The following is a 25,300-nucleotide window of genomic DNA, read 5'->3' on the forward strand; positions in this document are numbered from 1 at the left end:
GTCAGGCCCTTTCTTCTTATGCGATAGGGCCTGACCCCGTGTTTCAAGTCGCAACGCCTTCGCGAACAATGCTCTCCGCTCGAACAGCGATTTGCCTACATGCTCGATCAATATTATCTCCTCGCCCCTACGGGGAGAGGGCAGGGTGAGGGTGCTATTACTTAGGACACATTCCCGGGAATGTGTCCGGGAGGACTTCATTTCTGCATTTGCACAAATACGGAATTTGCGCAAATGACTATACTGTTTCTATGGGACCATATGTGCACCGCGACCTGACTATTAAGTGGGCGATCGAGGCCGGTTTCTCGCCGGAAGAGGCCGAACTGATCGGGCAGGCTGACCTCGATTTGGACAAGAAGCGATGGGTCAAACCCTGGGTACATTTCAGACTGTTCGGCGCCGGTCTTATCGGAAGTGTTTTAGCCTGGCGCGCCCGCCGCCGCCGCGACCTTAAGCTGCTTGGCTACACCTTACACGCCGCCCAGGATGCCATTGGCCACGGTTGGATTCTGCCTTTCAGGCATGAACCGGCGCTTGACGATTGGGCGACAACTGCTGAGGATATCCGGCACCGCATCCAAACGGCGACGCTCGAAATATTAAACCGGTACAAAACTTCGTAAGCATTGTTACTATTGACAGGCTTGTCGGGTTCTGATATTTTGTAAGCAATTGAATATACTCTCCGACCCCGATTCATCCCACGCGGATGATTGGGGCGACGAGCGCCAAAGTACTCTGGCGCTCAAAGGGTGTAGGAAGCAATTCCTGCGCCTCCCGTATTTGGAAAGGAGACGGATTGTGCCTCTAGGTTGGCGCATACCTGTTGTCTTTTCATACGGTATGCGCTTTTTTATATCAGTGAATCGCATGTCGGATGATTAGCTTAAGGAGGAAGATTTTTGGGTAGATCAAGAACAAGAATTATTGCGGCAACCGTCGCGCTCAGCTTGATTTTGTCAATCGGGCTGTTCGGATGTACCAAGACAGTGACCAAGACCGAAACAAAGCCAGCTGCGACTAACCTGATTTTGGCGACTACGACCAGCACCGCCGACACGGGGCTTCTCGACTATCTGTTACCGATGTTCGAGAAGAAGTACAACGTGAAGGTCAAACCGATTGCGGTCGGTACCGGTGAGGCCATTGCTATGGGCCAGCGGGGTGAAGCCGATGTCTTGCTTGTCCACTCAAGAACGAATGAAGATAAATTCATGGCTGAAGGATATGGCTCGATCCGCAAGGACGTAATGTACAACGATTTCGTCCTCATCGGTCCCAAGAGCGACCCGGCAAAGGCCAAAGGTCAGGGTCCCGCTAAGGCATTCGCGGCTATTGCTGCTGCGCAAGCCAATTTCGTCAGCAGAGGGGATAACTCCGGGACGCATAACAAGGAAAAATCTATCTGGACCAAAGCAGCCGTAACGCCGGCCGGCGCCTGGTACATCGTTACCGGCCAGGGCATGGGCGAGAGCACCAAGATCGCCGAGGAGAAGCAGGCCTATATCTTGATCGACCGGGGCACGTACCTGGCGCTCAAGAAAACGCTGACGCTGGAAATCATAGTTGAGGGGCAGAAAGAGCTCTTCAATCCCTACGGCGTTATTGTTGTAAACAAGGCCAAGTTCTCGAAAGTGAACGAAGTCGACGCCAAGAAATTCGTTGACTGGATTACCTCAGCCGATGTTCAGAAACTGATCGGCGAGTTCGGTGTAAAGAAATACGGCCAGGCATTGTTCACGCCTAGCGCCGCCACAGGCAATCCGTAAGATTTACTCTGAATAAAGGGCCAGGATTCGTGGAATGCGAGTCCTGGCCCTTTTGGCCCTCTCTTTTTTTGATGCCCAAGAAAGATAGCGGTACAGTCAAGAGAGACAACTTCGGAAAAGGGGTTCGCATGCAACTGAGCGCGAGGAACCAGTTCCAAGGGAAAGTAGTTGACGTAAAGACTGGGGCAATCATGGGGGAAGTAACAATCGAGGTTAACGGCCCGATAACAGTGGTCGCGGAGATCACAAAGGCCTCGACCGAACGGCTGGGATTGGCGGCAGGCGATGACGTCACTGCCATCATCAAAGCCACTGAGATTTTGGTCGGCAAGTAGTAAGCCACCGCAGAGTATTGCATCACAGAGCCTTCTTCCTGAAAGAGAGGGGGCTATTCTGCCGGGCAATCCCTAAACCTAAGAAATTCCAAGAAAGGCCGCCCGTCAAACGGGCGGCCTTTCTATTTAAAGACTCCACCGGCGGTATAATATTGTTATGGATACTAGATGGAAATACTGGGCAATCTTATTTCTTCTTCTGCTTGCCGCAGGAATTGTAGCTGGCTGCGCAACAGGCGGGACCAATCCATCTTCCGATATAACCAAGTTAGCTAAAAAAGAAGTCCGCGAGTACAAAGGCCAGCGGCTCTCGTCAATCACCGATTTCAGGGAAAACTCCATCAAAGGTCCCCAGATCGTCGAACAGGCGTCGTACCGTCTGCGTGTGGACGGCCTTGTCAACAAACCCAAAACCTACACCTATAGCGATGTTATCGACAAGCACAAGAAATATTCGAAGGTCCTGACGCTGTCTTGTGTTGAAGGCTGGGATGTAACCATCCTATGGGAAGGCATCCTTGTGCGCGACCTCTTGAAGGAAGCCGGCGTTAAATCAAACGCGAAGATTGTCATCTTCCACGCGCGTGATGGTTATACAACCTCGTTCCCTGTGAGCTATCTGACGAAGAACGATATCCTCATGGCCTACAAAATGAACGGCGTCACCCTGCCGGCCGAGCGCGGCTTCCCGTTTGAACTTGTCGCCGAGCAGAAGTGGGGCTACAAGTGGATCAAGTGGATTGAGCGCATCGAGCTCTCCGACAACCTGAACTACAAAGGTTACTGGGAGAGCCGCGGCTATAGCAATACCGGCGACAAAGACAAAGCCTTCTTCGGCAACTAAAGCAAAATAGTTTGCCTCGCGGCGTACCATCGTTTCCCCGCCTCCATAATACACACAAACCACTAGATAAATACACCATAGTTTGCTATATTAGGTGTAGAGGTGAGCGAAATGAGAACTAATATTGTTTTGGACGACGACCTAGTAAAAGAGGCGTTTAGACTTACAGACGCTAAGACAAAGCGGGAACTTGTTGACATGGCGTTACAGGAGCTTGTGGCGCGGCGGAAACAAAAGAACATCTTAAGATGGGCCGGAAAAATTAATTGGGAAGGCGATCTTGACGAGATGAGGAGAGACCGATTTGATTTTAGTTGACACATCGGTGTGGATTGATTTCGTAAGGGGCACGAACACTGTAGCGGCGGCTGCCCTCCATACCCTGGTAGCAGACGGAACGCCGATTTGTATTGCGGATATCAATGTTAACGAATTCATGCGGGGCGTTGTCGATGATAACGATTATTACGGTTTTCTTGAGGATATCTTGCGATTTCCCGTTCTCTCACCACAGGGTCTTGAAACCCATCTGGCCGCCGCTCAAATATATAGGGATTGCCGGCGGCAGGGTAAAACGATTAGAAATAGCGGCGACTGCTTAATTGCGGCGATTGCGATAGAAAACGATAAAACAGTTCTGCACAATGATGCCGACTTTGATCAGATTGCCTCTGTTGTTAAAGATCTCCGAATCGTTAAGCCCGAGGGCCTGATAGCCGGTTAATCTAATCTTCGATGATTTCCTTTTCTTTCCCGGTCCACCGGGCGTCGAGCAGGAATAAAACCCCGATTGAGCAGATGAAAAGCACGATTGGGCTTATGGTCAATAGAAGCTGAATGAATTGCGCCGTCCCCGATCTGGCCATCGGACTTGTCAGCAGCATCAAGGCCAGAAGTCCCAGCGCCAAACCTATATATAACCACCCGCCCATCTTCGGCCGCGTATGCGCAAGAATGGCCAAAGTGACGGCAATGGCCGCGAGAATGGCGTGCGCGACTCCCGACTGCCAGCCAAAGGCCGGGTCGAAGCCCTCCAGGATAAAAACCGATAGCATACCGGCGAGGAGAATGGCCAGGGTGCGGGCCACATAGTGGATAACTTTGGCAAGGGCTTTCATGCTTTTATGGTACTACCACTTGGCCTCATGTGGGCTTCTCCCGAGTCAAATAGTGCGCGGCGGCGACGACCGCCAGCAGGGCCGCCAGCGACAACGCCCCATATAATCCATCGCTCTTGAACTCGTACAGGACGATCTTCCGGCCAACAGCGACAAAAGCCGCCTCAATGACGGTGGGCATAACACGTTCGCCGGTAATATACGCGAGGGTAATCCGGAATAGCTCGATGATGATAAAGACGATCAGGGCGATGTCTAGGAGCTTGATTAGTCTGTCATGGTCGAAGACAAAGCCTTCACCGAAGCTTGCGACCAGCGAGACAACTAGATAAGCGACGCCCAGGATGATAAGTATCAGCATGATGCCGGCGATAAGGACCTCGGCGACGACAACCGCGTCCTCGATAAACCGTGTATAGCGTTCCGCCCATCCCTGTAATCTAGCATGTCCTGTCATGGCACTAGTATAACCGAAAGAGAATCATCTAGCGTTGACACCGGGCGTTGCCTGTAGTACAAAGGAACAAACCGAATATACTGTCCGGCGCAGGGAAGCCCGTGAAAATCGGGCACGGTCGCGCCACTGTGAACAGGAATGATATTCCTAAAGTCAGACACCAAACCGGACAAGCCGTAATCAGCTGATCTTCGCGGATTAAAGAGGCTGTTTTTTGCTTTTTGAATCCCCCGTCGAGACGCTGGGGGATTTTTTGATTGGGAGTGATGGAAGTGATGGTAGAGATGGGAGTGACATGATGAGGCGCTTGTTATTGTTTTTGGCAATAGTTGCTCTTTTGTTGGCGCAGTCCGTAGGTATAGCCGGGGGAGTTACGGTTACGCCGGCCGTGGACAACGCTTTGACCAATTTAGCCGGTCAGCAGCAGGCTGACGGCAGTTTCATCGGCTTCGACGGGACCATCAACGCGACGATCGGAGTCGTCTTGGCTGTCTCGGCGGCCGATCGCGACCCGCGTCTAATGAAGGCCGGCGGTTCGTCGCCTCTGGATTACTTGGCCACGCAAACGGCGTTGTTGGGCGACCCGTCGACCGCGTCGGCCAACACCGCCAAAATCGCCCAATTAATATTAGCCCTGACCAGCATCGGAGAGGACCCTCATTCCTTCGGCGGTGTCGACTGGATCACTCTGCTCAACTCAACCTATGATCCGGTGGCCGGCAAGTACGGTTCGTTCTACATTCATCATCCCTGGGCGATTCTTGCCCTGGCGTCCGCCGGCGAGTCGCTGCCGGCCGAGGCAGTCACCTACCTTACATCCAGCCAGGAAGATAGTGGCGCCTTCGCATTCAACGGCAAGGGTACCGGCGGCGACACCAATGCGACGGCACTTTGTCTCCAGGCTTTGGCCGCGGTCGGACAATCGTCGTCCTCGGCGGGCGTCCAGAACGCCATTGCCTATCTGCATACGCAACAGAATACGGACGGTGGCTTTCCCTGGGCCAACCCATCCGCCTGGGGAACCGATTCCGACTCTTGTTCAACGTCCTGGGTGATTCAAGGATTGGTCTCCGCGGGCGAAGATCCGGCCGGGTCCGCCTGGACGACCGGCGGGAATACACCCTTTACCTTCCTCTCAGGAATGCAGAATCCGAGCGGCGCCTTCGGATTGATGAAGAGCTGGTCGGCAGATGACTTAATGAGCACTTACCAGGCCGTGCCGGCGCTCCTTAGCCGTCCGTTTCCATTCTATGCTGACCTGAGCGGCGATGCCCCGGCGGCTCAGCCGGGTCCTGGCAGTCCGGGAACATCGCCGTCGTCCTCATCCGACGCCGCTTCCGTTCAGTCTACCGGTTCGTCTCCGCAAGGCAGATCGTCAGGTTCCGGCAAGGCGAGCGCATCAGGGGCAGGAACCGGCGCTTCCACAATAACCGGACAAAATACGGCGTTGAACTCCACTTCTTCCGGCGACGGCAACGGTAAAGGCAATATAGCGGCAGGAGCCAAAGGAGTCAGCGACACTTTAAAGAAGCTTCTCTACGGTGTCTTTGGATTCCTCGGCGGATCGGCCGCGTTTCTGGCTATCGCTTTTATTACCCGAAAGATAGGATTGAACAGGTCATGAACAGACTCGGATTGAAAACAATATTAGTGGCCGGCCTGCTGTGGCTGGCCGCAGGCCCGGCCGCGCTGGCCACGAACTACGCCGGATTGGTTGTCATGCACGGCGACGGCTCTGTAGCCGTCCGCTGCGTCGGCTTTGAAGGGGACAGCATCTCGGCCATAGGGCTCCTACAGGAATCTGGCTTGTCCACCGACCTGAGCAACTCGGCGCTGGGTACTGTCGTTTACGGCATTGACGGGGAAGGTTCGGCCGACGACTGGAACAGCGGTCAGTACTTCTGGTCATACTGGCACGGAAGCGGCGGCGGTTGGTCATATTCGCAGACCGGCGCCGGCGGCTACCGGGTTCACCCGGGCGACGTTGAGGGGTGGCAATGGATGTCGCAGAACGGCAGCAGGAGCTGCGGCCTGCCTTCCATGACCTTCGATGATATTTACAGGTCGGTTTACGGCGACCCCCAGCCAACCACTGTGCCGACGGGAGCGGACACCGCCGCTTCGGCCAACGGCCAAGCTAACGGAGGCGGAACGACCGGCAATAGCGCGACCGGCAATAATAATGCCGCCAACGGGGCCGGTGTCTCCACGAATGGCGGCGCCGGAACCGGCTCGGCTAAAAAACAGACTGGGGCGAAGCAAAACGCCACCGGAACCGCCAAGAAACCGGATTCCGGCGACGGCACGGCCAACTATGCGTTTTTTGGCTTCATCGTCGGCGGATTGGCAACAATGGCGGCTTATCAGGGGATTAGTAAGAAAAGACAAGAAAAATAAAGTGACTCGCAGGCAGCCTGCCTGCTGCAGGCAGGCTCGCGGCCTACCATCATTAGGGCTTTGGGGTCAGGCCCTTTCTTCTTATGCGATAGGGCCTGACCCCGTGTTTCAAGTCGCAACGCTTTCGCGAACAATGCTTTCCGCTCGACAAGCGATTCGTCCGCATGCTCGACCCTAATATTCTTCGACCAAGCGTAGTGCGTGGAGAAGTTCCCTCTCCCCGTCGGGGAGAGGATTTAGGTGAGGGGGCCAATGTTATTTTTTCAAAATATTGTAATAAATGTTTCATTCTCTGAATTTTCGTTTTATACTACCTATATGGATACGTTGAAGGACCGCGAGAAGAAAGATCAAGAATTAAAGAAGCGGTTGACCGCGGAGCAGTACCGTGTTACGCAGGAGAAGGTCACCGAACCGCCTTACTCCAATAAGTACTGGGACTGTAACGACGGGGGTGTTTACCAGTGCATTTGCTGTGGCGCTGAACTGTTTGATTCGGAAGCCAAGTACGATTCAGGCTGCGGCTGGCCGAGCTTTACCCACCCGGTTGAAGGCGCGCCCATCGAAGAGAGCACAGACACCTCCCTTGGCACGGTACGGACGGAAGTCACCTGCGGAAACTGCGGCGCGCACCTCGGGCATGTTTTTCCTGAAGAAGATAAGCCCAGCGGCTTCCGTTACTGCATCAACTCAGCCTCACTGAACCTCGAACAGAGAGATAAATAGACTCGCATGCAGCTCGCGGCCTACCATCGTTAGTGCTTTGGGGTCAGGCCCTTTCTTCTTATGCGATAGGGCCTGACCCCGTGTTTCAAGTCGCAACGCCTTCGCGAACAATGCTCTCCGCTCGATCGACGATTTGCCTGCATACTCGACCCTAATATTCTTCGACCAAGCGTAGTGCGTGGAGAAGTTCCCTCTCCCCCGCGGCCTGTGAGCCAAGTTCTTTGGCGTAGGAGAGGTTCGGTGAGGGGGCTATCTCTCCATAGAGAAGAGAGAAAAATGACCCCTTTGTTTGAATGCCCCCACCCACACCTCAGTCTAGACTCACACAAAATAGCGCTCGACCTCTTTATGATAAACAAACGTTGGAAATATCCTTGGAATGAAAACACCACTAATGGATTAGACGTAAGAATATATGCTATACTAACAGCATAAAGGCGTAAGCATAGTAAATATAGGCGTTGGAAGAACAATTGGAAACGGAATTGGAAGAAGGGCGTGTGTCGAAAAATAATAATTGGGATGTCAGGTTTGAAATAAAGTTGAACCTTAAGTCTCTCGAGGCCAGATTGGCGGCCATAGACGGGATGACTGAGACTTTAGAAGACCTGCCGCTGCCACCGGTTGCCCGGGCAAGGATGGAACGTCTAAACATAATCAGGGCTGTGCGCGGCACAACGGGCATCGAAGGCAACCGGATGACGGAGGATGAGGTCGCGTCGATTGTCGATGGTTCCGGGGTGGCTTCGCAAAATGTTGATGAGCAGGAAAACATTAACGCCAGGGACGCGATGCGGTTTCTTAAGGAACAGAAGACGACTAAGACGCCCAAGGTTGATGAAATATTCATCAAAAAGGCTCACGCTATCACGACCCGGAATATCCGCAACGACCTGAACATTCCCGGAGAATACCGAAGGGACTTCGTCTACGCGGGCATCTATGAGTTTCCCGACCCCAAGGCTGTTCCTGGACTGATGAAAGAATTCACGGCCTTTATCAACTCAAAGGATTGCGTCACCCTTCATCCCATCGTGAGGGCGGTTCTAGGCCACTTCTATTTTGTGAGCGTGCACCCTTTCGGAGACGGTAACGGCCGTGTTGCCAGGGCGGTCGAAGCGTTTCTGTTATATCATGGCGGATATGCCGCGGCCGGTTTTTATTCCCTCGCAAACTTTTATTACAAGAACAGAAAGGCATATATCAATGCGCTTGAAGACGCCAGATTAAAGTACGACGGTGATTTGACTAAGTTCGTTGAGTTCGCCTTAGACGGCTTCCTTATTGACCTTGCGGACTTGAACGCGCAAGGAGTCCCCTATCTGAAAGTAATAAAATACTCCCAGTACGTTGATGCGCTTGTGGACTTAGGGGAGATCAGCCAGCGTCTGGCCGCCGTCTTGAAGGCGATTGCCAACACCGAAGAGGGGATAACGCCCCGAGAGTTCGTCGCCGCGATTCCGGATTGGGCGAAAAAGCTGTATCGCGGAAAAGGCGAGTGGACCTTGCGTGGCGACTTAACTTTAATACGCCAAAGCGGTTTAATCAAAGAAACAGATGGTCGGATATACCCCAATCTAAGCGTTATTGAAACGCAAACCCAAAGGAGGCTTTCTTGAATAAAACGCGGCGGATTCTAATAATAGCGGCGGCAGTTGTCGGAATCCTTCTAATCGCCGGAGGGGTGCTGGCCAAGGTCCTTGTTTACGACCGGACGGTAGACGCGCCGACCGCGGCTGTGGCGATATCCGCCGACGATAGAGTCATGATCATCGCACCTCACCCCGACGACGAAACGCTGGGACCGGGGCTTTTGGCCAAACAGGCCGTCAAGATCGGAGCCAAGGTCAAAGTGGTCATTGTTACGGAAGGCGACGCCGGGACGAACGCCGCGAAAGCGGAAAGCCTGAAGCTTAACCTGTCGCCGGCCGACTATCTTGAGCTGGGAAAAACCAGACATTTGGAGAGTCTGGCCGCTATGAAAGGCCTGGGCGTAACCGACCTGGTCTTTATGGGATTCGGCGACGGCAGCACGAATTCCCTGTGGCGCGCCAATTGGGACGACAATAATCCCCGTCTGGCCATGAACGGTAAAACCGCCGTGCCATACGATTTTGCTTATTGTTTCGGCGAACTGTATTCGGGCAACAGCCTGGCCAAGAACCTTTCCGCCGTGGTAACCGACTTCAATCCGACAGTTATTTTCTACCCTACGCCCGAAGACCTGCATCACGATCATTGGGCGGTCAACGCTTTCACCCAATATGTTCTAGCCGAGAACAACATGAAACCTCGGGAGTACACCTATCTGGTCCATCGCGGGATCCTCTGGCCCAGCCCGCCGCTCTACCGGCCGCAAAATGCTTTGCAGCCGCCCTCCGGTTTGGCTGAGATTGACGCCTCGTGGATCCGGTATAAGGTCGATGAGGCCGCGGCGGCGGATAAGCTTACGGCGGTCAACAAATATAGGAGTCAGACAAGGGTAAACGGCGTCTGGCTCAGGTCTTTCATCAGAACAAACGAACTCTTCGCGCTTTATCCGAGCCAAAAAACATCGCAAGCTTCAACGGTTCCGTCGTTCGAAGAGGGCAAGAAACTGCCCGGCCTCGTCATAAACGATTACGAGTCGTTCGCGTTGTCTCAGCAGCTCGGCGGCAAAGGCGACATCAGCCGGTTCGCGTTCGCCTACGACAAGGATTTCGCCTTCGTGGCCGTGGAGTTTAAGAAACCGCAGGCCGCGGATGTCGTAACGATGATGAACATGAGGTTCTTCACCTCGTTAGGTGTGAACCGGTTGGACGTCAAGGTGTTGAACGGAGAAGCCAAGGCGGTGAAGGCGGCCGAGAACTCGGTAATGCCGATGGTTGAGCTGGTCAAGAACACCTCGGTGGTTGTCATCAAGGTCCCGGTAGCGGTTATGGGCGGGGCGAAGACGATGATGCTCAATGTGGATACGTTTAGGGACAATGAGAGTGAAGATAACTGGCTGGACCGCACAGTCTGGCGCCGGATAGAACTCTCAAACTAGTGCGCGCGGGTCCTGTCATCGTTAGTGCTTTGGGGTCAGGACTCTCGCATAAGAAGAAAGTCCTGACCCCGGTTCGTATACGGCGAGCGAACCATGCTCTCCGCTCGTTCTGTGACTTCCCTGCATGCTCGATCTTAAATATTCTTCGACTGAGCCCTTCGACTTCGCTCAGTCTAAACTCGCGGAAGCTGGCGCTCGAATTCTTAGGGCAGTCTTGTTTGCGGTAACTAGCCTTACGATGTATAATAAGGTAAGGTATATCACAAGGAGGTAAGGCTGATGTTTACAGCGGTGGCGACAATATCATCAAAACGCCAGATAACAGTCCCCAAGAAACTATGGGAAGACTTAAAAGTTAAGACAGGAGACAAGTTGATCTTCACAAAACGGGGTGACGAAATAGTCGTAAAATCCGTGAAAGGAACACCGGAAGAGATGATCAAGTATCTGGGACGGGATCTTAAAAAGGGTGCGGATGTAATGGCGATCCATTACGAGTTTGAGGTGGACGACGAATACAGATGATTTGTCTCGACGCCTGCATACTTGGCCATGTACTTGTTCCTGAAAACAGCCGCGTAGCGGCAGCGGAAAAGGCAGCTTCACGAAAGCTCATCGACAGGATTATAAAAGGACAAACCAAGGGCTGTTCACCGACAATCATGATTTCAGAGACTAAGTGGCTTATTTCGCGTTATGTTAACGCGACGATGCCGGCCGAGGTTCTTTCCCGCGCAGACGAGGTGGAGGAACTCCTGCCGCAGGTACTGGGGACGTATTTCAGGTTTATAGACGTCGATTTCGCTATCGCGGCGCTGGCGGCCGATTTTCGCGTGGAACACTATTCAAAGAAGAATGCGTTCTCTTATAATGACGGCTTATATCTGGCAACCGCGTCGATAACCGGCTGCGAGGCACTGGTCACTACAGACAAACACCTGCTGGCGACCCAGGAGGTTCCGGTCTTTACGCCATCCGCTCTCCTCGCCAAAAACAAAATCCCAGCAGACAAAACCGCCATCTGACCTTATTTCCATGAATCAGTGTTATACTTAAGCAGTAGGTTTTTTGATTGAGCTATTGGTTACCACTTCTAGGATTTTCCTTCGTCCTTTAAACCCCTGGTTCCTTTGACGAGCCTCCGCCTTCAACCGAAGGCAATGATTGTGAGGGGAGGAGAGAATATGGGAACCAGACTCTATGTAGGAAATCTATCCTACGACACCACATCCGATCAGCTCAAAGAGCTGTTCGCAACCAGTGGCGTAGTCGCGTCAGCGGACGTGGTTATGGATCGTCAGACCGGCCGCAGCAAGGGCTTCGCGTTCATTGAAATGGGCAGCGAAGAAGCGGCGACAACGGCTATCACGGCGATGAACGAGAAAGAGCTCGACGGTCGTAAGCTCAACGTGAACGAGGCTAAGCCTCGCGAAGAGCGCACATCCGGCGGCGGCAGCTACGGAAGCGGCAATTACAGCAGCAAACGCTTCTAGCATCTGCTGATTTTGTAGAACACAAACAGCCCCGAGGCGAGATTCACTCCCCCGGGGCTGTTTCTATTTTCTAAAGAGACGAGCATACTGCTCGCGTATTCTACATAGTGCGGACAAACCCGCCCCAATATTCTTCGACCAATCTCGAGCTTGTCGAGAGGGCGTGGAGAAGTCCCCCTCCCCTGCGCGTTAGCGCTCTTCCCTAGCCGCCGGTCTTTCTTCCCTTTCACGTAGTGATCTCCCCCGACAAAGAAGGAAAAAGAACCCCTCGGATTGATTGTTCCCACCCAATTAGCTGGGTACTAACCAAACAATTCTAAAAGCGCATCATATGAATAACGTCTATTTCGGCGGGCACCTGTCGTCTCCCGCACGATACCGATCTTTTCCAGCTTATCGATGATTTTGGTCGCCGCCTGCTTGCTGATATGAAGTTTATCTACTACGTCCGGCACGGTAATTATCGGCCTCGCCAACAAGTTGTCCAATATCTCAAACGCGTAAACGCTTTCGATGCCCGCAGCCCTAATTTTTTCACGGTCAGTCTTTTGCAGTTGAATGACACGTTTCGCTGTATCGGCGGCTTGCCCGGCTGTCTCCGCGACCCCTCGTAAGAAGAATGCCACCCACTGCTCATAGTCATCTCGTACACGGACAGCCGTAAGCCGGTCATAGTACTCCTGCTGGTTATCGTTAAGAAAAGCGCTTAGATATAGCATTGGCTCGCTTAAGACTCCGCTCCAACACAGAAAAAAGGTGACCAACAGCCTGCCCACGCGGCCGTTTCCGTCCAGGAACGGATGGATAGCCTCAAATTGGTAGTGGATGAGCGCGCATTTAACCAGTATAGGCAGGGCAATGTCCGCGTGGATGAACTTCTCCAGATCGCCCATCATTTGGACAATATCCGTAGCCGGCGGCGGCACGTATGCTGCTTCCCGTAAGCTGGCTCCGACCGACCCGATCCAGTTCTGCGTTTTCCTAAATTCGCCGGGGATTTTATTTTGCCCCCTGACTCCGGTCATAAGTATCTTATGAATCTCACGTAACAAACGCGAGGATAGGGGCAGCTTTTCTAATCGCTTTATTCCATGCCCCAGCGCTGCCAGATAGTTCATTACTTCTTTGGTGTCCGAGTTCTTTCTGCTTGCCCTAGCCCCGGCCTCATAATCAAGAACATCGGCTAGACTTGATTGAGTACCCTCGATTTGCGAACTCAAGACCGCTTCTTTTTTCTCATACATCAAGATGAATAAGTCCGGATTCGGTAAGACGTAGGAGATACCGTCTAATCTGGCGAGCGCCATATCAGCATTAGATAACAGGACAAGTGATTCGTCATCTAAATGAAGTGATGGATCCGGGGGCAAGGGTGCGGGAATGAACGCCTTGTACCCGGCTGGTTGTTGAATGAGTCTTCCGCTCCGCCCGTTCATATTATCCTCCATAGTCAAGCGCTAGTGACTAAGACGCGGCCCTTTAATGACATGGTCAACTTATATTGACTATGATAGCAACGTTAAGAGATATAGTCAACGTTGGTTGACTATAGTAAGACAACAGACTCGCAAGTCGTGTAGATCCTACAATAGTGCGGGCAACCCCGCCCCAATAATTTCCCTCCCTTGGAATCTCGCCAATTATTCTTCGAGCGAGGAGCTTCAGCGACTAGTCGAGAAGCGAGGGTGCCGCTTGCCAACTCTTCCCATTGACATACGAACATGTGTTTGGTAGTGTTGTGGCATAATAGAAACATTGGAGAATACGGGACGCTTTAATGAATAAAGAAATCACATCAGTCGAACTAAAGAGCATTGCGGGTATGGTTCATTTTATCCGCGACCAACGTGTTATGTTGAGCATGGATTTAGCAGAACTCTACGGCGTCGAAACTAAAGTCTTAATGCAAGCGGTCAAAAGAAATATTGACCGATTCCCACCCGATTTTATGTTTCAACTGAATGATGAAGAATATTCAATCTTGAAGTCACAATTTGTGACTTCAAGTTGGGGAGGGGCTCGGCGAGCGAACCCATATGCATTCACTGAGCAAGGCATAGCGATGCTTTCTGGCATATTGAACAGCCCACGTGCCGTTGCTGTAAATATTGCGATAATGCGCGCTTTTGTTCAAATGCGAAGAGTGCTTGAACAAAACGCTGAGCTTCTCAGCAAGATTGATGATCTGGAGCATAAGTACTCAGACCACGATGAGAAAATCCATGTGATATTTGCTGCAATCCGAGAGCTTATGACTCCTCCGGAGACGCCCAGACGTCCGATTGGATTTGGCGAAAACGCGCAATAGCGCGGACAATCCCGCCCCCATATTTCCCTCCTATGAATTCCTTCTACAAATATTCTTCGAGCGAGCGTAGCGAGTGGAGAAGTTCCCTCTCCCCCGCGGGCCTGCCTGCCGGTAGGCAGGGAACTGACACGCTACTTTCTTTACCAACTAATTCACGTGCGTGGTGGATCAAGAACCAAGAACAGAAACAAAAACAGGAACAAAATCCCCTCAGATTGATTGTCCCCACCCACCCAATTGATTGGCGACCCCGGTCACGTTCATTACCGTTGAAAAACGTAGTACTTGAGCTTGACAAATATAGGCAATGACATCGTAACGTAATTGTTGTTAAACAATAATGACATTACGAGGATATATGATTGTCCCCACCCACCCCTATTAAGAGACTCGCCGAATAAAATGCTCGAATTCTCATAAGACAAGGTCACAGTTTTAAGGTCACAATTTGTGACCTTAAAACTGTGAACAGCAGAGAAAGTCATGATTGAGGTACCAATTTGGCACCTCAAAGACTGTGAACTGCGAGAAGAAAAGGTGGTCGCAAAATGCGACCACGTATAAACTCACATGCCGCTAGCAGAAACAGAAACCAAACCCTAGGCAGCCAGAGAACTCAGACGAAAATCGTCATCCTAAGGAGGCGCGCAGGCGTTGACACAAAAGTCCTTATGCAGGCGGTCAGGCGCAACATAGAAAGGTTCCCGAATGATTTCATGTTCCAGCTTACTGAGCAGGAGATTAAAGATTTAAGATCACAAATTGTGACTTTAAATCTTGCTACAACGAGATGATCAAACCCATACGCGTTTACAGAGCAGGGTGTCGCAACCGAAGCAGAAACCAAAACCAGAAGCAGGCAGAGAAGCGTCATCCCGAGCGACCCCACAAATGCTGCGAGGGAACTGACACGCCACCCACTATCCAGGAAGAATCGTGTATGGTGGATCAGACCACGACGAAAAGATCCAAGTGATATTCGCGGCAATCCGCGAACTAATGACTCCGCCGGAACCATCCAGGCCACCGATTGGATTTGGTGATTAATGAATAACGTAGGGGAGAATGAAAAAGGCGGGGAGAAAAGGGAGAATGTTTGAAGATGGGGAGAAAGAAGAAAGAAGGGAGAAAGTTTGCGGCCTGGCCAATTGAGGCATAGAATGATAATTGGAAGACTAGATAGAATGACGATTAAGGACATAGCAAATGACTAAGAGCGAAGTTGCAGAACTCAGAAAGCTTGATAGAAAGATTCTCAAAGAATTCCGCGGTAAATGGGTCGCGAGAGACGGATTAAAGATTGTGGCCGTCGCCGACTCTCTGCAAGACGTGCTCAAGACCGCGCGCGCCAAGGGTGTCAAGAAACCTATAGTCAGGCAAGTTCCCGAAGAAACGCGCCGCTACTCGTTCTACTAATGCCCGTTCAGCCACAGGACAAGCCGTTCATCAGACAGTCTTATCGTCCGCTCTTCGGACCGACGCTTGTTCCGACGATTACTCTGTCTTTACGCCTTTCCCGCCGGCCCTCCAAGATCATCACTGTCGACTGTCTGTTGGATTCAGGCGCGGACCAATCAATTATGAGTTTTGAAATCGCCGAAGCATTGGGTTTGCGGCGAAACCAAGCCTCAGTAGAACGCGGTGAGGGATTCGGTGGCCAGTTCAGGATGATGACTTTTCAGGGAGAAGACTTCATTGGTTCTGTGTCTGATGACGGATCGGAACATCGCTTTGGTATGAGTCCAAGATTTCATGAACCGGGGATGAAGTCGATGCAGGTCCTAGGCCGTTTGGATTTCTTTAAGGCTTTCTCGCATATCGAAATCCACGAGCGCGGGAAGTATCTAGATTTATATCCATAAACATATATTTTTCCTCCCTCGACCTCCAATCCGCTTCTCCATGGTTCTTGTTCTTTCACCCTGCCGTTAATCATTTCTCCCTAGTTGCCAATCTTCTTCTCCCCGACCCCCGACTTGTCTCCCTGTCTCCAGATCATTCTCCCCTGAATCTCTGATTCTTCTCCCCATCCACTAAGTTCTTTCTCCCTAACCCCCGAAACATTCTCCCTTGTTTAACGACTGGCGCAAGCGGATGCTACTTATAGTCCGTGGTAATATATTCCTCTTTTCCATGATTATGTGGGCGGAGGGGATATGCCAAATTACACGGATGAACAGAAACAAGAGGCAGACAGAGAAACGTCACCCTGGGGCGAAGGCAGCCAGAGAATCGTCATCCCGAGTGACCCCGCAGATGCTGCGAGGGAACTCAGACGGAGCTTTCACTCCAGCTAAAATCGTGCCCTGAAGATCAAACATGAATCCAGGAAGAATCTTGCGTGGTGGAGCAGAAACAAGAACATCAAATGATTCGTGTTTGGTGGATCGGAAACAAGAACCAGTAGGTTGAAAGGCAAGACTTGACGCCTTTAATAGAAGTAATTCGGCGACGCAATAAAGACAGAATGAACTTTTCTTGTTAGTATTTGCATTAATACGGCGCGTGTCTTGGTTTGATCAAATATATGTTTGATCAATTTAGACAAAGAAGACAAGTTGGCTAAAGCTTGTTAGTTTAAGAATATTGGAGTTGCATGAGTCTTCGAGATATTGAGTTTAAGCCTTCATACTCGTCTGATTCAGATGATATTCTCAATGAGTTTTATATTCCCGCGCTTCAAGAATCAGTTCTATATAGAAGATTGGCCGGCTACTATTCCTCGACAAGTCTAGCTATTGCGGCAAAAGGAATTCTCGGGCTTCTTAAGAGTGGCGGGTCAATGCAGATGGTGATCTCTGCAGAGCTAAATCAGCAGGATATGGATGCAATACGATCGGCTACGGAGACGCCAGAACAAATATTTGCACAAGTAATTATTGATGACCTAAATAATCTTAAAGACTTACTAGTGTATGAACATATAAAGGCACTTGGGTGGCTTCTCGCAAATAATAGACTCGAAATAAAAGTCGCTGTACCCCGCGCCGATGGCATTTTTCATCCAAAAATAGGTGTTTTCAACGACCGGCAAGACAATATAGTAACTTTTAGCGGCTCAATAAATGAGAGTGCCATGGGCTGGAAAGGGAATGATGAGTTTTTTAAATCGTTTGTAAGTTGGAAACCAGAGGATTCATCAAGACTTCATGCAGACATTGATGAGTTTAATAAGTACTGGAACAACACAGCAAAGCGAAGTCAAATTGTTGATGCTCCAATTGCCTTAAGGAACAAGATTGTTTCTTTGGCGCCATCTAGTTCAAACGCCAAAGACCTTGAAGTCCTATACAAATCACTCCAAGAAGAAGAACATATAGATTTACAAAAAGATGAGGAAAAACCGCCAATAAAACTTCGTGATTATCAGAAAGATGCAGTGCTTAGTTGGCAAAATAACAAGAATATTGGAATATTTGAAATGGCTACTGGAACAGGAAAGACACGGGCCGCCTTAGCTTGCATGGATAGCTTGATCCGAAAAGACAAGACACAGAATTTATTCATTGTTGTATGTCCATCGAATCAACTAATCGTCCAATGGATTGACCAGGTAGATGAATTGGTCGCGATTGACGGACCTGTAATTATTGCAGATAGCACAAATCCAAAATGGAAAGATGATGTAGCTGATAGGCTTGTCGACTTCAACCAAACGCGATATAGAAATATCTTGATTGTGACAACATACAGTACTTTCTCATCAAGCCGATTCCACAAAATGGTTCAAGAGGCTAGTGGAGAATCAGTCTTCCTAATTGCAGATGAAGTCCATAATCTAGGGGCTCCAAAGTTTAAAAAGGGAATCGACGAGTATTATAAGAAAAGGCTCGGCTTAAGCGCAACACCTAAGCGCTGGTTCGACGATACTGGCACAAGTGAGATTTATGATTACTTTGGCGGCGAAGTCTTTTCCTTTAGCTTGGGCGATGCTGTTACACAGATAAATCCAGAAACCGAAAGAACATATCTTACCCCATATAGATATTTCCCTTCTTTCATATATCTAACAGACCAAGAGACTAGCGAATACCTAGAGCTGTCAAAAACGATTGCTCGACTTCAGGGCATTAAATCAGATTCAGGGGACGAGCAAGTAACCTCAATTGAAAGATTGCTCTTCAAAAGAGCCAATATAATAAAAAACGCGGTTAACAAACTCCAAGCGCTCGATGAAATAATCAGAAATATCAATCCAGATCTTACAGGCACCCTTATTTATGTAAGTCCCCAACAGATTCAAGAGGTAATGCAGATGCTTGGCGCCTCATCGATTCGTGCGCAAAGATTCACGATGGAGAAAGGCACAAAGAAAGAGAAAAAGTATGGTGGCAAATCAGAAAGAAGCTATCTTTTGGAAAACTTCTCGAAAGGTAAATTTCAGGTCTTGGTTGCTATGAAATGCTTAGATGAGGGAGTTGATATTGCCGAAGCAAGAACTGCAATCTTTCTATCAAGCTCAGGTAACCCAAGAGAATACATTCAAAGAATAGGAAGAGTACTAAGAAGGTGCTCGGGAAAAGAAAGCGCATCTATTTATGACATTATTGCTTTGCCCAAGAAAGGGCAAGTACCAAAAGAAATGAAAGATATTGAAGAAAAGATGATTAGGAGAGAGCTGAAAAGGTATATTGAAATTGCGAGGACCGCACTAAACAACGGCGAGGCAATTGCGGCAATTTCAAAGATATATGAACAGTATAAGTAGGGGGCGTTCGTGGATAATGAAGGTATGTACGAAAAGATAATTAATGAATTGCAGAAGCAATGCAAAGACGAGCCAGAGATTGGATTCCTGCTGATCAAATTGCTTGCAGAAGAAGCTGACCGTCCGAGAACGGCGCAGTGGAAAGCCTCATATGAGAAATTAATTAGGAGCACCAGGGATCGATTGGAAAAAGCCAATGAGAATTGAAAAACTAATAATGAAGAATTATCGTCAATACAGAGATGAAATATTGCACTTTAGGAGCACTTCAGAGTGCGATCTTACTGTGTTTATTGGACGAAATGGCACTGGAAAATCTAATATTCTTAATGCCATCAACTGGTGTCTTTATAAAGAAGAGCCTCATTTGAATGATGAGTCAGTAAGTATGCCTCCAGTAACAATGGACAGTGTACTGCAGAGCCCAGATGGATCTGAGCACAGTGTATCTGTTGAGCTTTATATCGATTCTGGTGAAGGAGGGAAAATAGTTTTTAATCGGACGGCAAGGTATAAAGTCTTTAAAGAAACAGCGATGGCAAAAATTGAAATGGGTGAGCTATATAGATACGTTTCAACCTATATGGACCTAGAAGTCCAGCATATAAAGAAGAACGGCGAGACTGACTATTTTAGCGAAGATGAAGACGTAGAGTTTTTTATTGATACATTTATCCCAAAGAATATTCGTGGGTTTTTTATTTTTGATGGGGAACGGCTAAGTTCGTATTTTAAAGTAGCCGTTCAGAAAAATATTAGAAGCGCCATTCTTAGCCTATCAAGAATCGAAGTTTTAGAAACAATAAAAGATCGCCTTGGAACAATATTAACAGAATACAACCGTGAAGCTGGAAGGTATAGCCCTGAGCTTGAGGAGATAGAAAAACAGCTTAATCAAGCTATAGAAAGAGAAAATGAAGCATCAAATATGCTTAATGAAGCGCAGGTTCAAATTGACAGCGCAAAAACTCAAATCGAAGAACACAAGGGCGAAATTGAAGGTTGTCCTGATGCTATGAAACTTAATACTGAGCGGGATGAGTTGAAGGATAAAGTGCAATTAACAAATAAGAGGCGTGAGAAAAACCATATTGAATATCTAAACAGTCTATTTGAGTTAGGGAAAACAGCAAATTCAAAAGCAGCGCTTACTAGCCTATTAGATATAATCAACAAGAAAATACAGAACCACGAGTTGCCACCGCCGATTGAAAATAGAAATCTTGAACAATCGCTAAAAGATGGTAAATGTGTTTTATGTGGGGTAGCAATATCTAAAGAAACAGAAAATCACATTAAGGAGACAATGAAGCAAATTTCGACATCTTCCTTTGCTGCAAGGCGACTAAGCGAATTAGAAAATCCGCTTCACAGGGTATTAGAAAAAGAGCGTGCTCTAAAAATTAATATCGCTAGTGCAATTGAAAAGATTCAGGACTGCGATAAACAGATCCAAAAAGCACAGACAAGAATCGAAGAAATTGACCATACACTATTAGGCCATAATAAAGATTCCATCAGAGAACACCAAGAACAAATCCTGATCCTAGAGGATGTCTATATGACAAACTTGATAGCACTGGGCACATGGAAAACAAGGCGAGACGAAATTCGAAAAGGAATACCAGACATAAAAAGAAGACGAGACGATGAAATGGAGAAACGGAAGGACATAGAAGAACTAAAAGGTCGTATCTGCGTATGCGAAACTGCTTTTGCTAAAGCTAGTGATGCAAGAGAAAGTATTTTATCCAAGACAAGGGAATACGTAGAAGAAGAAACCAACAAAGCGTTCTCGAAACTTATGTGGAAGAAAAAGACCTATAAACGAATAAAGATAAAAGAAGACTACTCGCTGAGTGTAATCCATGTTTCAGGACAAGAATGGTTTCCACACATGAGTGCAGCCGAAAGACAACTTCTCGTTCTTTCTTTTACGATTGCTCTCCATACGCTTGCAGGATTTGACTCACCACTCATTATTGATACGCCGGTAGCAAGAGTTGACGACGAAAACCGGGAAAACTTTGCGGAAGCTTTTGCTAAGATTTCTCAAGCAAAGCAAGTCGTTCTAATCTTGAGCCCCACAGAGTGGTCTTCAGAGATCTCTGGTGTTCTCGATAGGTATGTTGGAGGCAAATATAGGTTAGATCTAAATGAGGAAGAAACCGAAACACGCGTTAAGGAGGCATAGGACAATGACAATGATTACAAGCCCAGATAGGCTCAATATAGATAAAACTGACCGCCGACTCTACGAGCAGCTTGACAAAGAGCCGGTATTGCTGGGGAAAACCCGAGGACGAAAAGATCAGTTTCTTCTCGCTATGTCTATCGGTTATAAAAGCGGGATGAGATTGCCCATAAAGTCTAAGGAAGGTTTCGTACTTACGAAAGACCTTAATGCGGAGGACTATGCGTTAATATTTGCAGTAGCTGCAAGTGACAGTAAAAATATTGACATAATTGCCGACGACGTAGAAGTTGTTTCCATCGCGGAAGAATATGCACATGCAGGAATTAAGACATTGATTGAAAAATTAAAAGAAGTTGGTTTTGGTAGTTTTGAAAAGCAATTCGAGAAGGAGATATTTAATATCCTCGGCTAGATCGCATTTTACCCGAAAAACAATAAGAATTCTGCTCGTAGAGCCATCTTTTCCGATTCCTGCGAAAAGCAAGAATCATAAGAACTTTCTTCCGGTTGGCTTACTTAAGATTGCTTCTTATCAAAGAACTCTAGGCAACGAAGCGCAACTTTACAGGGGCGTCCCTATTGGTTTTTTTGAGACAAGTCGTCTTGTGGCGTTTAAACCTGATGAGATTTGGATTACGTCTCTTTTTACTTATTGGTCTCCCTATGTGAAAGAAACCGTCGAGTTCTATAAAGACCTATTTCCGAACGCAAAGATTACTGTTGGAGGTATCTATGCGTCACTAAGGCCAATTGAAGAGGTAAAACAATACACCGGTTGTGATGAAGTATTTCAAGGTGTGATGGGAGCAGCCGAGAGTCATGAGCCCGCTTATGACTTGCTGGAATACAAAAATGGCAGCCCAATTGATTACCAGATTTTACACGCTTCTAGGGGTTGCATAAGAAACTGCGAGTTTTGTGGGACTTGGAAGATTGAGCCAGAATACAAGCCAAAGAAATCAATAGTTGATGAGATCTTTCCCGGAATCAGAAAACTGGTTTTCTACGACAACAACCTTCTTGCTAATCCCCATATTGAAGATATTCTCAAAGAGCTTGCGGAATTAAAAAGGACTCATCGAATTCTATGGTGCGAAAGCCAGTCTGGCTTCGATGGAAGAATCTTGAAAGAGAAACCACATCTGGCAAGAATGCTGAAGAAGGCCGGATTTCAAAATCCCCGTATTGCCTGGGACTGGGGTTATAAACAGCACGAGAGTATAAAAAAACAAATTGACATACTACTCGATGCTGGTTATAAGTCGAACCAGATATATGTTTTCGTAATATATAACTGGGACACGGTGTTCGAAGAAATGGAACAAAAGCGAATTAAAAGTTTCGAATGGAAGGTTCAAATTGCCGACTGTCGCTATCGACCCCTAGATCAGATGTATGACCACTATAAAGGGAGCACCAAGGGCCAAACGAACAAGGACTATTACATTCACGAATCAGCTGGTTGGACGGACGCGTTAGTTAAACAGTATCGGCGCAATATACGCGAACAAAACATCTGCGTCCGTTATGGGTTTGACCTGTATTCAAGAGCGTTTGAGCACAAAACTCAAGGTCAGAGTGTTCGTCGTCAGATGAAGCTATTGCCTACGCTAGACGAAAAAAAGGACTTTATGGAATCTCGCGGATACGATTTTTGGGTTCCAGATAAAATTAGGTACCCCGTTGATGACTCGATTCAATCTGACCAAATCTCACTTGCTGTTAGTGAAAAGGTCAGGGCGTAAATCATATGTTTAGAGTATGTATACAAAACAACCAGCTCGTTTATGAGCTATACGGCCTAACCGACGAAGCAATAACGGGGTCAAGTCTTTACTTTTAACATTCTCTTAAAACCTGGTTTCTAGGTCTCGTCTTCTAAAAGTCAAGTCTGTTTTTAGTCATTTGATTCTGCTAGTCTGGCGACATGGTAAGAGCACTGCGCATCGAATACCCCGGGGCTGTCTATCACGTAATGAGCCGCGGTAACGAAAGAAAAGCAATTGTCCGATCAAAAGAGGACCGAGAACGGTTCACTGAAGTCTTAAGAGAAGGCGCGAGTCGATTCAACATCCTGATCCACGCCTATTCAAAGTCAAAGGGGTCAGGTCGTGCTATGTAACCTTTTAAGTTGGTGAAGTTGATGCACTACCAACTTATGAATCTGAACAGGCACGGCAACCTTGCAATTACCCTTCATTGAGATATTTTTCTGTTTCTGAGATCACTCGGCTTAAATAGGCGCGGTGAAGACCTAGATGGTTTGCGACTTCTCGCTGCTTGTATCCGAAATCGTAGATTGCGCTATGTGCCTTTAGGTTTCTATCTGATATTGACAATCCGGCCGGGAGCAAGGCCGAAAGTGGGGGCCGGTCAGCGTATCTGTGTGATCGAGCGAGTTCTTTTATCTCGTCTGCTTCCCAAAAGACGTTTGAGAGCTTATCGATGAAGGTGTCGCTCCCTAAGACACAGCCACCGCGGATATTCTCGAACGGCTTGTCGGAGCCGGCCTCAGGGGTCAAGACGAATTCCTGGTACCGCTTTTTGGCCAGCCTCTTCTTGCCCGCGAACTGGGAGAGGACCCAATCAGTCGCGAGAAAACCGCCATCGTTATCTGACAGGCCGGCAATCGCGCGGTAGCTACTCCATCTGTAATCGGCCGGATGCTCGACGAGGCCCGCCCGGATCGGATTCAAAACGATATATCGGCAAAGACACAAGAGATACTCGTCGCGTTCGACGAGGATAGCCTTGTATCGACCCTGATAGACATGACCGACTGTTTTGTTTCGGGCGTTATAACGAGTTGTATAGACCCCGTTGATGTAATGCATGACCTCAGCGAGGTTGCCGTCAGGAGTCTCAACGAGAAGGTGGTAATGGTTTGTCATTAGGCAGTAGCCGTGGATGAGAACGTTAAAGCGTTTTGCGGCTTCTTCCAGAATTACCAGAAAAGCCTCACGGTCCTTATTTGTTCTGACGATAGACTTCCGGCCGTCGCCGCGGCTCATAACGTGGTAGACGGCGCCGGGGTACTCGATGCGTAGAGGTCGTGCCATGACGAACACGCTATCAAATTATGGATGAAAGAAAAAGACTTGACTTATAACGGACGGAGTCAATAATTAACCTTACAAAGCACGACCTGACCCCTAAGCCGACCCCGGTCAGATAGTACATAAAGAAAAATAGAATTACTCTATTGAAGGGGAGGAGCATTATGACACAGACGATTGATTTAAAGAAAGAACAGCAAGCTTCGATTGCCAGGCCGCGGTACAAATATTCTATAATGGCGCGGAGTTTTTTTATAACCATGGATATCCTGACGGGCCGTAAGGTGACTTTGTCAAAGGCCAAGTTGCTGGAGACTCTGGCCTGCATTCCTTACCGTGAATGGGAGATCCGGCAGTATATCCGGCTGACCCGACGGTATCGAAAGTGGGAATTCGTCGATTGGGCCAACGGCATAAAACAATGGAGCCGAAACGCCCAGGACAATGAATACACCCACCTTCTGATCGTCAACGAGAAGATGAAAGAAGACGGGATGAAAGACGCCTGGTACCTGTTCCCGTTAATCCCATTTATCATGGTCATGGTCTATGTCCCCTTCGCGAAGACGTTAGCATTATTCCGTACTCGGCGAGCCTTTCTTTTTAACGCCGAATTCGAGGACCACGCCGAGCACGTATACGCCCAGTTCGTTGGGGAGCATCCGGAGTGGGACGAACAAAAAGTAGATAACGATCTGGTGAAAGCTTACGCGGATGTCGAAACCTGGGGCGATGTTTTCCGCCGCGTTGGTTTGGACGAACGCGACCACAGGAACGCAAGCTTTGTCGCTTGCGGCAAACCGGAGTTTGTCGTTGAATACGAAGGGATGCCTTAAAAGGGTCAAGTCTGTTTCTAGTCCT

28 protein-coding genes, 1 pseudogene and 2 riboswitches are annotated in these 25,300 nt (G+C 48.7%); of the genes and pseudogenes, 25 read left to right on the plus strand and 4 right to left on the minus strand.

Features of this window, described 5'->3' with window-relative positions; genetic code table 11:
• The first annotated feature begins 251 nt into the window (after positions 1-251).
• The 6 genes from WC891_03945 to WC891_03970 all read left to right on the plus strand — a co-directional run bounded on the left by WC891_03945 (position 252) and on the right by WC891_03970 (position 3,675).
• Positions 252-626, plus strand: a complete 375-nt coding sequence (locus tag WC891_03945) for a hypothetical protein (protein MFA5867103.1) — start codon at positions 252-254, stop codon at positions 624-626.
• Positions 627-674: 48 nt separating this feature from the next.
• Positions 675-813: riboswitch (molybdenum cofactor riboswitch) on the plus strand.
• 92 nt (positions 814-905) lie between these two features.
• Positions 906-1,772, plus strand: coding sequence for a substrate-binding domain-containing protein (locus WC891_03950; protein ID MFA5867104.1), 867 nt, complete (start codon positions 906-908; stop codon positions 1,770-1,772).
• A gap of 128 nt (positions 1,773-1,900) precedes the next feature.
• Positions 1,901-2,107 carry a TOBE domain-containing protein gene (locus WC891_03955; GenBank protein ID MFA5867105.1) on the plus strand — a complete coding sequence of 69 codons (207 nt, stop codon included), beginning with the start codon at positions 1,901-1,903 and terminating at the stop codon, positions 2,105-2,107.
• 157 nt (positions 2,108-2,264) lie between these two features.
• Positions 2,265-2,951, plus strand: coding sequence for a molybdopterin-dependent oxidoreductase (locus tag WC891_03960; GenBank protein MFA5867106.1), 687 nt, complete (start codon positions 2,265-2,267; stop codon positions 2,949-2,951).
• 111 nt (positions 2,952-3,062) lie between these two features.
• Complete coding sequence (locus WC891_03965) at positions 3,063-3,269, plus strand: type II toxin-antitoxin system VapB family antitoxin (GenBank protein MFA5867107.1); 207 nt, start codon at positions 3,063-3,065, stop codon at positions 3,267-3,269.
• Positions 3,256-3,675, plus strand: a complete 420-nt coding sequence (locus WC891_03970; GenBank protein MFA5867108.1) for a PIN domain nuclease — start codon at positions 3,256-3,258, stop codon at positions 3,673-3,675. Before WC891_03965 ends, WC891_03970 begins: the two co-directional genes overlap by 14 nt.
• A 1-nt stretch (position 3,676) precedes the next feature.
• Here WC891_03970 and WC891_03975 read toward each other — a convergent pair whose 3' ends face one another.
• On the minus strand, positions 3,677-4,069 hold the full coding sequence (locus WC891_03975; GenBank protein ID MFA5867109.1) for a hypothetical protein: 393 nt from the start codon (positions 4,067-4,069) through the stop codon (positions 3,677-3,679).
• Positions 4,070-4,094: 25 nt separating this feature from the next.
• Entirely contained in the window at positions 4,095-4,526 is a 432-nt protein-coding gene (locus tag WC891_03980; GenBank protein MFA5867110.1) for a phosphate-starvation-inducible PsiE family protein, read from the minus strand.
• A 69-nt stretch (positions 4,527-4,595) separates the two neighbouring features.
• Positions 4,596-4,739: riboswitch (adenosylcobalamin (AdoCbl) riboswitch) on the plus strand.
• Between the two features lie 127 nt (positions 4,740-4,866).
• Here WC891_03980 and WC891_03985 point away from each other — a divergent pair.
• From WC891_03985 to WC891_04020, 8 genes are all read left to right on the plus strand, one after another.
• Positions 4,867-6,150 carry a prenyltransferase/squalene oxidase repeat-containing protein gene (locus WC891_03985; GenBank protein MFA5867111.1) on the plus strand — a complete coding sequence of 428 codons (1,284 nt, stop codon included), beginning with the start codon at positions 4,867-4,869 and terminating at the stop codon, positions 6,148-6,150.
• Positions 6,147-6,923 (plus strand): hypothetical protein, encoded by a 777-nt coding sequence (locus WC891_03990; GenBank protein MFA5867112.1) that lies wholly within the window; start codon positions 6,147-6,149, stop codon positions 6,921-6,923. Before WC891_03985 ends, WC891_03990 begins: the two co-directional genes overlap by 4 nt.
• Before the next feature lie 318 nt (positions 6,924-7,241).
• A complete protein-coding gene (gene msrB, locus WC891_03995) occupies positions 7,242-7,649 on the plus strand; it encodes a peptide-methionine (R)-S-oxide reductase MsrB (protein MFA5867113.1) in 408 nt (135 codons plus the stop codon).
• A 500-nt stretch (positions 7,650-8,149) separates the two neighbouring features.
• Complete coding sequence (locus WC891_04000; protein ID MFA5867114.1) at positions 8,150-9,268, plus strand: Fic family protein; 1,119 nt, start codon at positions 8,150-8,152, stop codon at positions 9,266-9,268.
• Positions 9,265-10,677 (plus strand): PIG-L family deacetylase, encoded by a 1,413-nt coding sequence (locus WC891_04005; GenBank protein ID MFA5867115.1) that lies wholly within the window; start codon positions 9,265-9,267, stop codon positions 10,675-10,677. Before WC891_04000 ends, WC891_04005 begins: the two co-directional genes overlap by 4 nt.
• Positions 10,678-10,956: 279 nt before the next feature.
• On the plus strand, positions 10,957-11,202 hold the full coding sequence (locus WC891_04010) for an AbrB/MazE/SpoVT family DNA-binding domain-containing protein (GenBank protein ID MFA5867116.1): 246 nt from the start codon (positions 10,957-10,959) through the stop codon (positions 11,200-11,202).
• Complete coding sequence (locus WC891_04015) at positions 11,199-11,702, plus strand: type II toxin-antitoxin system VapC family toxin (GenBank protein ID MFA5867117.1); 504 nt, start codon at positions 11,199-11,201, stop codon at positions 11,700-11,702. Before WC891_04010 ends, WC891_04015 begins: the two co-directional genes overlap by 4 nt.
• A 159-nt stretch (positions 11,703-11,861) precedes the next feature.
• Complete coding sequence (locus WC891_04020; protein MFA5867118.1) at positions 11,862-12,170, plus strand: RNA-binding protein; 309 nt, start codon at positions 11,862-11,864, stop codon at positions 12,168-12,170.
• 302 nt (positions 12,171-12,472) lie between these two features.
• Here WC891_04020 and WC891_04025 read toward each other — a convergent pair whose 3' ends face one another.
• Positions 12,473-13,618 (minus strand): Fic family protein, encoded by a 1,146-nt coding sequence (locus tag WC891_04025; GenBank protein ID MFA5867119.1) that lies wholly within the window; start codon positions 13,616-13,618, stop codon positions 12,473-12,475.
• 329 nt (positions 13,619-13,947) lie between these two features.
• On the opposite strand from WC891_04025, the gene WC891_04030 reads away from it, so the two are divergent.
• The 10 genes and pseudogenes from WC891_04030 to WC891_04075 all read left to right on the plus strand — a co-directional run bounded on the left by WC891_04030 (position 13,948) and on the right by WC891_04075 (position 23,128).
• Positions 13,948-14,478: an ORF6N domain-containing protein gene (locus tag WC891_04030; protein ID MFA5867120.1), complete on the plus strand. Its 531-nt coding sequence runs from the start codon at positions 13,948-13,950 to the stop codon at positions 14,476-14,478.
• 626 nt (positions 14,479-15,104) lie between these two features.
• Positions 15,105-15,251 (plus strand): annotated as a pseudogene (locus WC891_04035) (ORF6N domain-containing protein).
• Positions 15,252-15,684: 433 nt separating this feature from the next.
• A complete protein-coding gene (locus WC891_04040; GenBank protein ID MFA5867121.1) occupies positions 15,685-15,894 on the plus strand; it encodes a DUF5678 domain-containing protein in 210 nt (69 codons plus the stop codon).
• A 164-nt stretch (positions 15,895-16,058) separates the two neighbouring features.
• A complete protein-coding gene (locus WC891_04045) occupies positions 16,059-16,340 on the plus strand; it encodes a hypothetical protein (protein ID MFA5867122.1) in 282 nt (93 codons plus the stop codon).
• A gap of 294 nt (positions 16,341-16,634) precedes the next feature.
• Positions 16,635-16,775 carry a hypothetical protein gene (locus WC891_04050; protein MFA5867123.1) on the plus strand — a complete coding sequence of 47 codons (141 nt, stop codon included), beginning with the start codon at positions 16,635-16,637 and terminating at the stop codon, positions 16,773-16,775.
• A gap of 299 nt (positions 16,776-17,074) precedes the next feature.
• Positions 17,075-19,186: a DEAD/DEAH box helicase family protein gene (locus WC891_04055; protein MFA5867124.1), complete on the plus strand. Its 2,112-nt coding sequence runs from the start codon at positions 17,075-17,077 to the stop codon at positions 19,184-19,186.
• 9 nt (positions 19,187-19,195) lie between these two features.
• Positions 19,196-19,393: a hypothetical protein gene (locus WC891_04060; GenBank protein ID MFA5867125.1), complete on the plus strand. Its 198-nt coding sequence runs from the start codon at positions 19,196-19,198 to the stop codon at positions 19,391-19,393.
• Complete coding sequence (locus WC891_04065; protein ID MFA5867126.1) at positions 19,383-21,380, plus strand: AAA family ATPase; 1,998 nt, start codon at positions 19,383-19,385, stop codon at positions 21,378-21,380. Before WC891_04060 ends, WC891_04065 begins: the two co-directional genes overlap by 11 nt.
• Before the next feature lie 4 nt (positions 21,381-21,384).
• Positions 21,385-21,795, plus strand: a complete 411-nt coding sequence (locus WC891_04070) for a hypothetical protein (GenBank protein ID MFA5867127.1) — start codon at positions 21,385-21,387, stop codon at positions 21,793-21,795.
• Positions 21,743-23,128, plus strand: a complete 1,386-nt coding sequence (locus tag WC891_04075) for a Fe-S oxidoreductase (GenBank protein MFA5867128.1) — start codon at positions 21,743-21,745, stop codon at positions 23,126-23,128. Before WC891_04070 ends, WC891_04075 begins: the two co-directional genes overlap by 53 nt.
• Positions 23,129-23,572: 444 nt before the next feature.
• Here the strand turns inward: WC891_04075 and WC891_04080 are convergent, their stop codons facing one another.
• Positions 23,573-24,442, minus strand: a complete 870-nt coding sequence (locus WC891_04080; protein MFA5867129.1) for a transposase — start codon at positions 24,440-24,442, stop codon at positions 23,573-23,575.
• Positions 24,443-24,603: 161 nt separating this feature from the next.
• On the opposite strand from WC891_04080, the gene WC891_04085 reads away from it, so the two are divergent.
• Positions 24,604-25,275 carry an alternative oxidase gene (locus WC891_04085; protein MFA5867130.1) on the plus strand — a complete coding sequence of 224 codons (672 nt, stop codon included), beginning with the start codon at positions 24,604-24,606 and terminating at the stop codon, positions 25,273-25,275.
• Positions 25,276-25,300 lie beyond the last annotated feature (25 nt).

The sequence above is a fragment of the Actinomycetota bacterium genome, from assembly GCA_041658625.1.
GTDB lineage: Bacteria > Actinomycetota > JAHEXW01 > JAHEXW01 > JAHEXW01 > JBAZZW01.

Excerpts from the sequence above, each read along its gene's own strand:
- WC891_03990 (MFA5867112.1), top strand. The coding sequence starts at position 6,147 with ATGAACAGACTCGGATTGAAAACAATATTAGTGGCCGGCCTGCTGTGG.
- WC891_04025 (MFA5867119.1), bottom strand. The coding sequence starts at position 13,618 with ATGGAGGATAATATGAACGGGCGGAGCGGAAGACTCATTCAACAACCA.
- WC891_04015 (MFA5867117.1), top strand. The coding sequence starts at position 11,199 with ATGATTTGTCTCGACGCCTGCATACTTGGCCATGTACTTGTTCCTGAA.
- WC891_03945 (MFA5867103.1), top strand. The coding sequence starts at position 252 with ATGGGACCATATGTGCACCGCGACCTGACTATTAAGTGGGCGATCGAG.
- WC891_03965 (MFA5867107.1), top strand. The coding sequence starts at position 3,063 with ATGAGAACTAATATTGTTTTGGACGACGACCTAGTAAAAGAGGCGTTT.
- WC891_04050 (MFA5867123.1), top strand. The coding sequence starts at position 16,635 with ATGCCAAATTACACGGATGAACAGAAACAAGAGGCAGACAGAGAAACG.
- WC891_04030 (MFA5867120.1), top strand. The coding sequence starts at position 13,948 with ATGAATAAAGAAATCACATCAGTCGAACTAAAGAGCATTGCGGGTATG.
- WC891_04010 (MFA5867116.1), top strand. The coding sequence starts at position 10,957 with ATGTTTACAGCGGTGGCGACAATATCATCAAAACGCCAGATAACAGTC.
- WC891_04055 (MFA5867124.1), top strand. The coding sequence starts at position 17,075 with ATGAGTCTTCGAGATATTGAGTTTAAGCCTTCATACTCGTCTGATTCA.
- msrB (MFA5867113.1), top strand. The coding sequence starts at position 7,242 with ATGGATACGTTGAAGGACCGCGAGAAGAAAGATCAAGAATTAAAGAAG.
- WC891_03980 (MFA5867110.1), bottom strand. The coding sequence starts at position 4,526 with ATGACAGGACATGCTAGATTACAGGGATGGGCGGAACGCTATACACGG.
- WC891_04070 (MFA5867127.1), top strand. The coding sequence starts at position 21,385 with ATGACAATGATTACAAGCCCAGATAGGCTCAATATAGATAAAACTGAC.
- WC891_04080 (MFA5867129.1), bottom strand. The coding sequence starts at position 24,442 with ATGGCACGACCTCTACGCATCGAGTACCCCGGCGCCGTCTACCACGTT.
- WC891_04065 (MFA5867126.1), top strand. The coding sequence starts at position 19,383 with ATGAGAATTGAAAAACTAATAATGAAGAATTATCGTCAATACAGAGAT.
- WC891_03960 (MFA5867106.1), top strand. The coding sequence starts at position 2,265 with ATGGATACTAGATGGAAATACTGGGCAATCTTATTTCTTCTTCTGCTT.
- WC891_03975 (MFA5867109.1), bottom strand. The coding sequence starts at position 4,069 with ATGAAAGCCCTTGCCAAAGTTATCCACTATGTGGCCCGCACCCTGGCC.
- WC891_03955 (MFA5867105.1), top strand. The coding sequence starts at position 1,901 with ATGCAACTGAGCGCGAGGAACCAGTTCCAAGGGAAAGTAGTTGACGTA.
- WC891_04020 (MFA5867118.1), top strand. The coding sequence starts at position 11,862 with ATGGGAACCAGACTCTATGTAGGAAATCTATCCTACGACACCACATCC.
- WC891_04040 (MFA5867121.1), top strand. The coding sequence starts at position 15,685 with ATGACTAAGAGCGAAGTTGCAGAACTCAGAAAGCTTGATAGAAAGATT.
- WC891_04045 (MFA5867122.1), top strand. The coding sequence starts at position 16,059 with ATGAGTTTTGAAATCGCCGAAGCATTGGGTTTGCGGCGAAACCAAGCC.
- WC891_04085 (MFA5867130.1), top strand. The coding sequence starts at position 24,604 with ATGACACAGACGATTGATTTAAAGAAAGAACAGCAAGCTTCGATTGCC.